Source organism: Streptomyces sp. NPDC050509, assembly GCF_044457965.1.
Classification (GTDB): Bacteria; Actinomycetota; Actinomycetes; order Streptomycetales; family Streptomycetaceae; genus Streptomyces.
The window spans coordinates 929,079-940,405 of sequence record NZ_JBITHL010000001.1 but is presented as its reverse complement, the minus strand read 5'-3'; the positions used below and the strand labels follow the sequence as shown (position 1 = coordinate 940,405).

Sequence of the window (11,327 nt, the reverse complement as noted above, 5' to 3'; positions counted from 1 at the left end):
GCCTGGGGGAGGGCGGGCGTGCACAGGGCGGACAGTAGGCTCTGACCACACGCCCATTCCGTGACAGGAGACCGGACCCCTTGTCCCACCAGCCCGACCCCACCGGCCACGGCGCCGGCCACGCCGCACTCGACGACCCGGGGCTGCGGGCCGACTGCGCGAACTGCTTCGGGCTGTGCTGCGTCGCCCTGACCTTCTCCGTCTCGGCCGACTTCCCCGTGCACAAGGCCGCCGGGAAACCCTGCTCCCATCTGCGTACGGACTTCCGCTGCTCCGTCCACCGCGAGCTGCGGCAGCGCGGCTTCCAGGGCTGCACCGTCTACGACTGCTTCGGCGCCGGGCAGAAGATCTCCCGGATCACCTACGGCGGACAGGACTGGCGGCAGGCTCCCGGCACCGCCGACGAGATGTTCGCGCTGCTCCCCGTGGTACGCCAGCTCCAGGAACTCCTGCGCTATCTGACCGAGGCCCTCACCCTGGAGCCGGCCCGCGCGCTCCACGGCGAACTCCGCGCCGCGCTGGAGGAGATCGAACGCCTCACCCTCGCCGACCCCGCCACCCTGCTGGCCCTGGACGTCGCGGCCCGCCGCGCCGCCGTCAACCCCCTGCTGCTGCGGACCAGCGAACTCGTCCGGGCCCAGGTCAGGGGCAAGAAGAAGAACCGCAGGGGCGCCGACCTGTTCGGGGCCCGGCTCAAGGGCGCCGATCTGCGCGGCGCGGACCTGCGCGGGGCGTATCTGATCGCCGCGGACCTGCGCGGCGCCGACCTGCGGCTGGCCGACCTGATCGGGGCCGACCTCCGGGACGCCGATCTGCGCGGTGCCGATCTGACCGGCAGCATCTTCCTCGTCCAGCCCCAGGTCAACGCGGCGCGGGGCGACGCGGACACCAGGCTGCCACCGCCTCTCGTGCGCCCCGCCCACTGGTAGCCGCCGCGCTCACCGGTAGGCGCCGTCTCCACCGGTAGCCGCAGCGCCCCGTCTCACCCGTCGGCCGGGTCGCTCCTGGCACCGGCGCGCCGTACGAGGAAGAGCGCGAGCCCCGAGAGAGCGGCGGCGCTGATGAACGCCACCGGCAGGACGCCCCCGATCCCGGACCCGGCCGCCTGCGCGTGCGCGGCGGGCGTCGCCGACGGCACGGGGTGGGCCCGTACGGCCTTCTCGACCGCACCCGGCTCGGGACCCGCGGCCTCCACCGTCGGGCGCGGCGGCAGGGGCGCCGCGGGCGGCCGGAGCGACCCCACCGGGGTCACCCGGCCATGGGCGCCGAACCCCCAGTCCAGCAGTTCCCTGGCCTCCTCGTACACGGCGTGGGCCCCGCCCCACTGCGGGTTCATCACCGTCACGATCAGGGTGCGGTCGCCGTGCCGGGCCGCGGCGACCAGGGTGTAGCCGGCGTCCGTGGTGTAACCGTTCTTGACACCGATCAGCCCCGGGTACGCCGCGACCCCGTCGGCGCCGGTCAGCAGCCGGTTGGTGTTCATGATGCCGAAGGTGCCGCCGTAGCCGGGGAACTCGGCGTCGACGGTCGAGCTGTAGCGGACGAAGTCCGGCGAGGCCAGCCCGGTACGGCCGAAGACCGCCAGGTCGTACGCCGAGGAGACCTGGCCGGGGGCGTCGTAGCCGTCGGGGGAGACCACATGGGTGTCGAGCGCGCCGAGCAGTTTCGCCTTGTCCCGCATCTGCTTGACCGTCGCGTCCAGGCCGCCGTTCATCTCGGAGAGGGCGCGTACGGCGTCGTTGCCGGAGCTGAGGAAGACGCCCCGCCACAGGTCGGCAGCCTCGTACCGTACGCCGGGGACGACCCCCACCAGGCTGCTGCCCGGACCGATGTCGTCCAGTTCCTCCTCCGTGACCAGGTGCTCGGCGTGCTCGGACAGCCGCGGCAGCGTGGTGACGGCGAAGAGCGTCTTGAGGGTGGAGGCGGGCGGCAGTTGGCGGTGGGCGTCGCGCGCGGCGAGCACCTCGCCCGTCCGGGCGTCGGCGACCAGCCAGGACAGGGCGGAGAGCTCCGGCGGCGCGGGCGTGCCATGCGCGGGCAGGACCTGGACACCGTCGCGGCGCAGCAGCGAACCGTCCACCGGTACCTCGGGGCCCGCGCCGAGGTGCGCCGGCGCGGCCGGGGCCACCGAGCGGTGCGGGGTGGCCGAACCGCTCGGGGCTGGGGTGCCGGGGGCGCCCGCGACCGCGATCGCGGCGCCCTCGGGCAGGCCCGGCGCCCGTACGACCGGATCGGTACGGGAATCCGCGGCGGCCGGGTGGGACGCCGGCAGAAGGACCAGCAGGCCGGCGGCGAGAGCCGCTGTGCCGGAGAGAGCGGAGCGCATCACGGATCTGGTGATCATTCGGCCACGGTAGGAACGGACCGCGCGGCGCGCCCCTCGCGTGGGCCGACCGGATGTATCACCACCCCGGTCGGCCCCTCCCGGCCGGGCACCCGATCGGGTGAGGCGGCCGAGGCCGCGGGGAACTCAGCGCTCGGCGGGCGCGGCGGCGGGATCCGTGCCGATGACGTCCGTAACGATCACGTCCGTACCGATCACGTCCGTACCGATCACGTCCGTACTGATCACATCGAGCAGGGCGAGCCTCTCGGCGGCGTCGGTGCCGGGCGCCGCGGAGTAGGCGGCGATCCGCAGATCGCACCCCGGCACGGTGAGCGTGTCGCAGTCGACCGTCACCGGTCCGACATCCGGGTGATGGACGGTCCAGGTCCCGCTGCCGTGCGCACCGGCGATCCGGGAGTTCCAGAGCACCGCGAACCGGCTGCTGGCGCGCCGCAGCTCACCGATGAGGAAGCGCAGCCGCACATCGGTCGGGTAGCGCACGGTGGCCGCCCGCAGATCGGCGACGAGCGCCGCCTCGAACCCGGCCTCCTGCTCCACGGTGTGGACGATCCGGCTGGGCTGGCCCGTGAAGTGCTGCCAGGCGGCGTTGCGCCCGCGGGGCGGGGCCTGCGCGGGGTCACCGACCAGGGCGGCCCACAGCGGATTCCAGGTGATCAGGTTCCAGGACGCGTCATGAACCCCGATCGGGGTCCCCGCGAGCCGCCCGAGCAGCCGCCGCACACTGGCGGGAACGTGGTCGGGGACCCGGCCGACGGCGGGCGGGGACTGCCCGGCGAGCAGGAAGAGATGGCGGCGCTCGTCGTCGGAGAGCCGCAGGGCGCACGCCAGCGAGGTGAGCACCTGCACGGAAGGGGAGGTGGCCCGTCCCTCCTCCAGCCGGACGAGATAGTCCACGGACAGACCGGTCAGCCGGGCCAGCTCCTCGTGCCGCAGCCCGCCCGTCCTGCCGGGCTCGTCCGCGGGCAGCCCGGCCTCGGCCGGGGCGATCCGGTCACGCCAGCGGTGCAGGGCCGTGCCCAGCTCTCCGTGTCGGGTCATGGGGTCAGTATCAGCGCGTACGGCTGCCCCCGCCTGATACCGGCGGGTACCCGGACGGGTGCCCTGGTCGGCGGCGGTGCGGGAGGGCTGGGGAGGGCCGGGGAGGCGGCCCGGGGAGGCGGCCCGGCCGGGGGAGAGACCGGGGCCGGGGCAGAGGCCGGGGCCGCGCGGTCCTGGCCCGTTCCCGCGCACCTCTTCCCCGCCACCGCGGCGCGCATTCCTGAATGCCACGTTCCGGGGAGAGTCTTGCGAGTAGACGCCAACCTTGCCCGAAGGGCCCTGATCAGGACTACCGTTGATCCCGAACCGTGGTGCGAGGCGTGCTCCGACGCCGGGCCACAGATCAGGGGAGCGGGGGAGCGGGACATGCTGGATCCCATGTCGGCGGCGATCGCCGCGGCGCTGGCCGCCGTGGGCGCGGGGATGGCCAACGAGGCGGGGAAGTGGGCCTGGGAATCGGCCGGCGGCCTGGTGCGGCGCATCGTCGGGCGGGAGGTGGCCGCGCCCTCGGGACCGGCCGAGCTGTCCGCCGTGGCCCGGCTCGTCCACGACGGCATACGCGACGATCCCGCGCTCGCCCGCGCCTGGGCGGCGTTCGTCCGTACGGCTCCTCTCCCCGCCACGGTGGACGGCATACCCGCACTGCCGCCCTCCGTACGGTTCTTCACGGACCGTCAGGAACCGATGAGGCTGCTGGAGCGGGAGGCCTCGCGCAAGGCCGACGGACGTCCCAGGCTCGCGCTGGTCCATGGCCCCGAGGGCATCGGCACCAGCGCCCTCGCCGTCCACTGGGGATGCAGGGAAGCCGCCCGGTTCCCCGGCGGACAGCTCTACGCCGATCTGCGCGGCGCCTCCGCGGGGACCGCTCTCGACAGCGCCGTGGTGCTGCGCAGTCTCCTGGTCCAGTTGGGCATGGACCAGGACGACATCCCGCCGAGCGCGGCGGACCGGCGCGCCGCCTTCCGGCGCTGTGCGGCCGACCGGCGGTTGCTCGTCGTGCTCGACCACGCGCACTCCTCCGCGCAGGTCCGGCCGTTGGTGACCTCCGCGCCCGGGGTGTTCACGGTGGTGGTCGCGCGCCGGCCGCTGCCCGGACTGGACGCGGTGCCCGTTCCGGTCGGACCGCTCTCCGACAAGGACGCGCGCCGGCTGCTCACGGAACTCGCGGGCAGACAGACCGTGGCCGCCGCCCGCGCCGCGCTGCCGCGTGTACTGGAGCGGTGCGGCGGTTCGCCGTACGCGCTGCGGGCAGCCGCGCCCCTTCTTCTGGAGCCGGAGCCGGATCTTGTTCCGGTGGCGGAGGCGGCTGCGCTGTCCGACCCGGCCCTGACCCGGCACCGTACGGAGGAGGATCCTTCCGTGTCCGCCCACGACCCCGTCCGTACCGCGGCCGAGCGGACGTACCGGGGGCTGGAGCCCGGTACGGCCCGGATCTACCGGCTGATGTCGCTGCGGGAGTGGCCCGCGCTCGGACCGGCCGTCGTCGCCCAGGTCGCGGGGATCCCCGAGGCCGAGGCGGCCCGGTCCCTCGGAGCGCTGGCCGACGGGCAGTTGCTGGAGCTGACGGACACCGGCCACTTCCGCTACCGTCCCGCGATCCGGGGCCACGCGGAGGAGACCGCCTTCCGCACGGACGGCATCGCGGCCTGCTCGGCGGCCATGACCGGCACGGTGCGGTGGTATCTGCGCCTCGCGGTACGGGCGCGGCTCGCCGCCCTGCCGCAGGCCTGGGCGATCGGCCCGCTCTACGACGAACTGGCGGCGAGCGCCGGCCCGTACGGCGACGAGGGCGAGGCGCTCACCGCCCTCCGCGCCGAGCTGGGCAACCTCGTCCAGGCGGTGCTGGCCGCCGAGGAGTTCGGCGACCCCGACTCCGTCTACCAACTCTGCCAGGCCCTCTGGCCGCTCCAGCTCAAGGCGGGCCACCACGACGAGATCCTTCCGGCGCTCCGCGCGGGGGCACGGGTGGTGGACACCCACCACCCCGGATCCCGGATGGCCGGGCGCATGCATGTGCTGCTGGCCCTGAATCTGATGGAGCTGTGGCAGTACGAGGAGGCCGAGACGCATCTGACCGCCGCCGTACGGGCCGAGGAGGAGGCCGGGCACCGGCGCGGGCAGGCGTCCGCCGTCGAGTCGCTCGGGTTGCTGCGGCTGCGGCAGTGGCGCTTCGAGGAGGCGTACGCGTGCTTCGACGAGGCGTCCGCCGTCCTGGACGGGGCAGGACCCGACGACGAGGGCGCCCGCGATCTGCCGCGCGCCCGCGCCCTGTTGGAGCGGCACCGGGGCCGCGCCCTGCGGGGACTCGGCCGCTTCCCCGAGGCCACGGAGCGCCTGGAGACGGCGCTCGGCTTCTTCCGGGCCGGCGCCGATCCGTACAACGCGGCGAGGACGCTCACCGATCTGGCCGAGACCCGTCTCGCCGAGGGGCGTCCGGAGAGCGCGCTGCCACTGATCGACGAGGCGACGGCCACACTCGACAAGGAGAGGGCCGCCCACCACCTCGCCCATCTGCGGGCCCTGCGCGAGCGCTGCGTCAGCGCTCAGGAATGACCGGTGCGGCGGGGCCGACCGATGCGTCCGGTGTGACCGGCACGATCGGTGTGACCGACACCTGACGGACGCCCGCGCCGGTCCGCACGGTCAGCACGCCCGCCGGCAGCTCCTCCAGTGTCCTTCCCCCGGCCAGCCAGGCATGGAGGGCGGAGGCATGGGCGGCGGGGTCGGTCCCGGACAGGGGGCCGTCGGGGGAACGGTCGACGAGCCGCAGCAGGGATCCGGCGCGGGTACGGACCGTACACACCCCGCCCTCGGCGACGAACGCCGCCAGGGCACCGTGCGGATGGCGGGCCAGCACCTCCTCGGTCCACCGCTCGGGGCCGCCGAACCGGGGGTCGTCCGCCGCGCCGTACCGGAAGATCACATCCGCCAGGGCGAGCCGCCCGGGGTCCAGGGTGTCCTCGTGCACGGCGGTGTGCGCGTCCCCGTCTCCCGGGGGCTCCGACCGGCGATCCGCGTACCGGGCCACCTCGACCTCGCCCGCGCCCAGCAGCCGGGTCACCACCCTGAGCGGGGCCGTTCGGGTGACCCGCTCGTAGGGCGGCAGCGGCAGCGGGTCCAGCAGCGCGGGCTCCGAGGGCTCGGGGATGCCGATGAGCCCGTAGAAGTGGCGCCGGAGCAAGGCCGCCGCCGCACCGGGGACCGACGAGACCAGCTCGGCCGGTCCTGGCTCCGGCTCCGTGGCCGGCGGGGGGCCCGGAGTCGGCGGCGGACCAGGCCGTCCGTCCAGCAGCGCCTCCAGCTGGGGACGGAGCGGCGCGTGGGACGAGAGCCGGGGCGCCCGCCGTACGAACGCGGCGACCGGCGACCCCGCGTCGAGGCCGTCCGTCGATGCCGCGCCCAGCAGTACGGGGGTGCCGAGCGCGGCCCCGTAGTAGGTCACGGAACCGCCGTCCCCGATGATCACATCGGCCGCGATCAGCGCCTGACGCCATCCGTCGAGGGGGTCCACCAGCGCCAGACCACCCCGCCGGGCCCGGTCCAGCCAGGCGCGGACCTGCCCGGGGCCGTGACCGTGCCAGATGTTGGGGTGCAGCACGGCCGCCGGACGGTAGGTGTCGGCGGGCAGCTCGGAGGTGAGGCGCGGCAGCACGGACGGCAGCACATCGTCGGCCCCGCTGTCGCCGAAGAGGGAGTCCGGGTTCCAGGTCGAGTTGAGCAGGACGAGCCGCTGCCCCTGATGGACACCGAGGGCCCGGCGGAAGCGCTCGCGGTACGGCAGGGCGGCCAGCATGCGGTCGAAGCAGGGGTCACCGGCGATGACGGCGGTGGGAACGGCTTCCGGGCAGGCGGCGCGCAGCCGCTCCACCTGTTCGGGGTGGGAGAGGACCAGCGAGTCCGCCAGCGGTGTGCCGTCGGTGAGCAGCCACTCGGGAGAGAGCCCGAAGACGGGCGCCGCCGCACCGGCATCCTCATCGGCGTCCGCATCCCCATCGGCCGAAGGGCGTCCGGTGTCCGGTGTCCGGTGTCCGGTGTCCGGTGTCCGGTGTTGCCAGCCTCTTATTGTAGCCAACGCCGTGGGAGAGGACGGTCAACTTCCCTTTTATTTCGTGGAGTTGGCCGCCGAAACTCGCCGAGATCGCCAGATCCACCGGGAGGGCCACCGCCTGCTCCCACGGAAGCACCGGCACGCCGGTCTCCGCCAGGAGGCCGGCCACCCCGGACTGGAACGGTGACGAACCGGTGCACGTGGCGAGCATCTGAATCCGCAGGTCGTCCCTGAAGAGCGGGATTACGTCCAGCAGTCGGGTCGCCGATGTCACGTTGTGCACGACGAACAGCACCAGCCGGCACCGCCCGCGCGTCGTCCACCGCGCGGAACCGGCGCCCACCGGCACCCGTATCCAGCCGTCCCGCCCCTCGTCCATCCATCCGCCCCGCGTCGACGCCCCGCCGCGACCTCAGATCGAGAGTTCGTTCTCGATCCGCTTGAGGTTGTGGCGGGCCAGCGCGAGGTTGGCGCGCGTGCGGTCGAGCGCGAGGTAGAGGAAGAGCGATCCCTGGGTGGACAGCAGCGGGCGGATCAGGTGGTACTGCTTGCCGAGGGTGATCAGGATGTCGATCACGGTGTCGTCGATGTCCAGCGTCGCGAGGGTGCGGATCTTGGCGCGCACGACCTCGGTGTTCCCCGCCGCCGCGACCTCCAGGTCAAGTCCCTGGTCCCCGCCCAGCGTTCCGAGCGACAGCCCGCTCTCGTAGTCGACCACGGCCACCCCGAGCGCACCGTCGATCGCCATGGCCTCTTTGAGCGCGGTCTCAAGGTTCATCGTGTGGTCCTGTTCTGAAAGAGCCGAAACTTTGCGGACGAAATAATGCCAAACCTGGTCACCAAGGGACTAGTTGAAGACTAGAGTACTGTGAAATCAGCCGTAACTCGAAGGGATGACCGTGTCAGCGATCGAATCGTCCCTCTCCCGGCTCATGGAGATGCCGGGGATGACAGGGGCCGCTCTGGTGGATGCGGTCACCGGTCTCACGTACTGCGTGGTCGGAGACGCTTTCGAGGTCGGGGACGGCAGGGAGGCGGCCGAAGTCACGGCCGTGATCGCGGGCCAGATGGACCGCGTGGGGGACGAAAGCGAGCTGGAGAGCGTGATCGTGACGAGCGTGCGCCGCTACCACGTGGTACAGGCGGTGCGGCGCGCGGGCGACCCCGTACTGCTGGTCGCGGCGCTGGACCGCGACCGGACGAACCTCGCCCTGGCGATTCGCCGGCTCGCGGAGCACGCGGAAGGCGTACTCGCATGAACGACGGGTCCGACCCTCAACGGCATTCGCAGCCTGTCCCGTTGTGGACGGGTCCCTCGCAGACCTTGGCGGCTCCCCGCGCGCAAGCCCCGGGGGAGTTGCCCCCACAGGCTCCGGTCCCGGCCGGTTCCGCGCCGCGCAATGTCACGGCGTTGCTGGTACGGCTGCACCAGGAGGGCTACAGCGGTACGGTGTCGGTCTCCGGGGCACCTGGCGGAACGATTCACCTCAGGAACGGCCTGATCAGCGCGATCGAAACCCCCGGGACACCCTCGGTCGAGTCCGCTCTGCTGAAGTCGGGCCGGATCGGGGACGAGGGGTGGGCGTCCGCTCTCGCGGCGACCCAGGACGTGGCAGGTCTCGGGGCGGCCCTCGTCGGCCAGGGACTGGTGGGCGAGACCGAGTTGGAGGTCCTCTGCACCGCGACGATCTACGAGGGCGCCTTCGCGATGGCGCTCGCCCGGCCGGACGGCTGGGAGGTGGGCGCCCCCGCCCAGACCGTACTCGCGGGGCATCCCGCGCAGCCGCAGAGCGTCGCCGAGGAGACCGCGCGGCGGCTGGCGTTCGTCACCGCTCACTGGGGGTCGCCCGGCGAACTGGCCAGGACCCGGCTGCGGCCCTCGGTCGTCGCGGAACGGGCGGCCGGCAGGCTGGCCCCGCGTCATACCGCGCTCCTCGCCCTCGCCAACGGCCGCCGTACACCACGCGACCTCGCCTTCTTCCTCGGCCGGGGGCTGTTCGCGGTGATGGTGGATCTGATCAGGATGGACGAACTCAAGCTCGTCCAGTGGGAAGGCGACCGGCGCCCGGCGGGCAGACCGAGCACCGCGCCCCGCGTCCCGGGCGCGAGCGCCCCCACCGGCGGGTCCGGGGCGGCGCCACCACCGGCCGGGTCCCTGCCGCGCCGGGTCCCCGGCCCCAGCCCCCAGTGGGCACCGGGCGTCAAGCCGGGAGCGGCGCCGACGTCACCCGGCGGAGCGACGGGGCCGGAACACCCGGGGCACCGGTAACCCTCAGCACATCAGGACCCCTCAGCACACCGGAAGCCTTCAGCACATCAGAAACCCTCAGGACAGACGGACGGCTTGTGGCCCGGCCCCGATACGCGGCCGGAGCCTTGTAGAACGCCCCACGGCAGGCCCCACGGCAGGACCGCTGCCGGATCATCACCAAGGAGCGATAACCATGCACGCAGACTCGTCCGTCACGTCACTCGTCGAAGTTCTGGCCTCGCTGCGGGAACGGGTGATGGGGGCGTCGGAGAGCGTTCTGTCCACCGCCGACGGCCTGATGGTCGCCGCCGACACCGACACACTCCAGCCGGAGTCCGTGGCGGCCCTCGCCGCCGCCACCCTGGGGCTCGGCCAGCGCATGGCGCAGCAGGCCGACGCGGGCGCCCTCCGCGATGTGGTGATCCGCTGCGCGGCCGGGCAGATCATCGTCCTCGCGGTGGGCGACCGGGCGCTGCTCTCCATCCTGGGCGACGAGGGGATGGACATCGCCGCGCTGAAGCGGGAGGCTCCCGCCCTCGTGGACGAGCTGGTCAAGCTCCTCGAAGGGGATGTGCCCGCCTGAACCGGCGGGTCCCGGGGCGGACGCGGGCGTACGGGGTGGCGGCGGCGCGGCCCCGTACACCCGGGACCATCCGCCCCGGTTCCCCTCCGCTCATCTCCGTGGCGCCACCACGCGCAGGTCGGCCTCGATCCGGGCGACCGTCGCGAGCAGCGGGGGCAGCAGATCACGCCGTACCGACTCGATCGAGTGACGGCTCGCGTGGACCGGGACGTTGACCGCCGCGACCACGGTGCCCGTCCGGTCCCGTACGGGCGCGGCGACCGAGCGCAGGCCCTCCTCCAGCTCCTGGTCGACCAGGGCGTACCCCTGACGCCGTACGCGCTCCAGCTCCGCGCGCAGCAGGTCGACGGAGACGGTGGTGTACGGGGTGAGAGCGGCCGGCTCGGTGCCCTTGAGGCGGGTGTCGCGCTCCTCGTCGGGGAGAAAGGCGATCAGTACGCGCCCGACCGAGGTCGCATGGGCGGGAAACCGGGTGCCGACGGTGATCGACGCCGTCATGATCCGGGTCACCGCGACCCGCGCCACATAGACGACGGCGTCGCCGTCCAGCACGCAGAGCGAGGACGACTCGCGTACCTCGGCGACCAGCCGTTCCAGGTGCGGCTCGGCGATCTCGGGCAGCGAGAAGCTGGAGAGATACGCGTACCCCAGTTCGAGGACGCGAGGGCTGAGCCGGAACAGCCGCCCGTCCGTGTGGACATAGCCGAGATCGGCGAGCGTCAGCAGGAACCGGCGCGCGGCGGCCCGGGTGAGGCCGCAGAGCCGGGCCACCTCACTGAGCGTCAGCTCCGGATGGTGCGCGTCGAAGGCGCGGATCACCGACAGTCCCCGTTCGAAGGACTGGACGAAGTGGGGTTCGCGTGCCGGGGCTGCACTCATCAGTTGCCTCCGTCGACCCTGATGTGTGTGACGGGTGATCCGCTGGTCCGCGTACGACTGCTGGCCCGCGTACGACTGCTGTTCCGTGTACGAGTGCTCATCCATGTACGACTGTGATCCGTGTACGACTGTGTACGTCTGTGCGTGACGCGCACGCTAGGAGCCGGGTCCGAGGGCTGTC

10 protein-coding genes are annotated in these 11,327 nt (G+C 73.3%); 5 read left to right on the top strand and 5 right to left on the bottom strand.

All coding sequences use genetic code 11. The features are described 5' to 3' along the window. Positions 1–80 precede the first annotated feature (80 nt). On the top strand, positions 81–929 hold the full coding sequence (locus ACIBJC_RS03660) for a pentapeptide repeat-containing protein (RefSeq protein WP_399287196.1): 849 nt from the start codon (positions 81–83) through the stop codon (positions 927–929). Positions 930–982: 53 nt separating this feature from the next. On the opposite strand, the gene ACIBJC_RS03655 is transcribed toward ACIBJC_RS03660, so the two are convergent. Beyond that, positions 983–2,344 carry a D-alanyl-D-alanine carboxypeptidase gene (locus ACIBJC_RS03655; RefSeq protein ID WP_399287194.1) on the bottom strand — a complete coding sequence of 454 codons (1,362 nt, stop codon included), beginning with the start codon at positions 2,342–2,344 and terminating at the stop codon, positions 983–985. 126 nt (positions 2,345–2,470) lie between these two features. Next, positions 2,471–3,385: a helix-turn-helix transcriptional regulator gene (locus ACIBJC_RS03650; RefSeq protein ID WP_399287192.1), complete on the bottom strand. Its 915-nt coding sequence runs from the start codon at positions 3,383–3,385 to the stop codon at positions 2,471–2,473. Between the two features lie 366 nt (positions 3,386–3,751). Between ACIBJC_RS03650 and ACIBJC_RS03645 the strand changes: the two genes are divergently transcribed. Then, complete coding sequence (locus ACIBJC_RS03645) at positions 3,752–5,938, top strand: tetratricopeptide repeat protein (RefSeq protein ID WP_399287189.1); 2,187 nt, start codon at positions 3,752–3,754, stop codon at positions 5,936–5,938. Here the strand turns inward: ACIBJC_RS03645 and ACIBJC_RS03640 are convergent. Both ACIBJC_RS03640 and ACIBJC_RS03635 read right to left on the bottom strand, forming a co-directional pair. Beyond that, positions 5,922–7,457, bottom strand: coding sequence for a hypothetical protein (locus tag ACIBJC_RS03640; protein ID WP_399287186.1), 1,536 nt, complete (start codon positions 7,455–7,457; stop codon positions 5,922–5,924). The genes ACIBJC_RS03645 and ACIBJC_RS03640 overlap by 17 nt on opposite strands. A 388-nt stretch (positions 7,458–7,845) precedes the next feature. Beyond that, positions 7,846–8,211, bottom strand: coding sequence for a hypothetical protein (locus ACIBJC_RS03635; RefSeq protein ID WP_399287183.1), 366 nt, complete (start codon positions 8,209–8,211; stop codon positions 7,846–7,848). A gap of 115 nt (positions 8,212–8,326) precedes the next feature. Between ACIBJC_RS03635 and ACIBJC_RS03630 the strand changes: the two genes are divergently transcribed. The 3 genes from ACIBJC_RS03630 to ACIBJC_RS03620 all read left to right on the top strand — a co-directional run bounded on the left by ACIBJC_RS03630 (position 8,327) and on the right by ACIBJC_RS03620 (position 10,267). After that, a complete protein-coding gene (locus ACIBJC_RS03630) occupies positions 8,327–8,692 on the top strand; it encodes a hypothetical protein (protein WP_399287180.1) in 366 nt (121 codons plus the stop codon). Positions 8,693–8,790: 98 nt separating this feature from the next. Continuing rightward, entirely contained in the window at positions 8,791–9,702 is a 912-nt protein-coding gene (locus ACIBJC_RS03625; protein WP_399287177.1) for a hypothetical protein, read from the top strand. Between the two features lie 175 nt (positions 9,703–9,877). Beyond that, the gene (locus tag ACIBJC_RS03620; RefSeq protein ID WP_329827738.1) at positions 9,878–10,267 is read left to right on the top strand and encodes a roadblock/LC7 domain-containing protein; all 390 of its coding nucleotides are present in this window, start codon (positions 9,878–9,880) and stop codon (positions 10,265–10,267) included. Between the two features lie 90 nt (positions 10,268–10,357). Here the strand turns inward: ACIBJC_RS03620 and ACIBJC_RS03615 are convergent, their stop codons facing one another. Further along, positions 10,358–11,146 (bottom strand): IclR family transcriptional regulator C-terminal domain-containing protein, encoded by a 789-nt coding sequence (locus tag ACIBJC_RS03615; protein WP_399287175.1) that lies wholly within the window; start codon positions 11,144–11,146, stop codon positions 10,358–10,360. Positions 11,147–11,327: the final 181 nt, after the last annotated feature.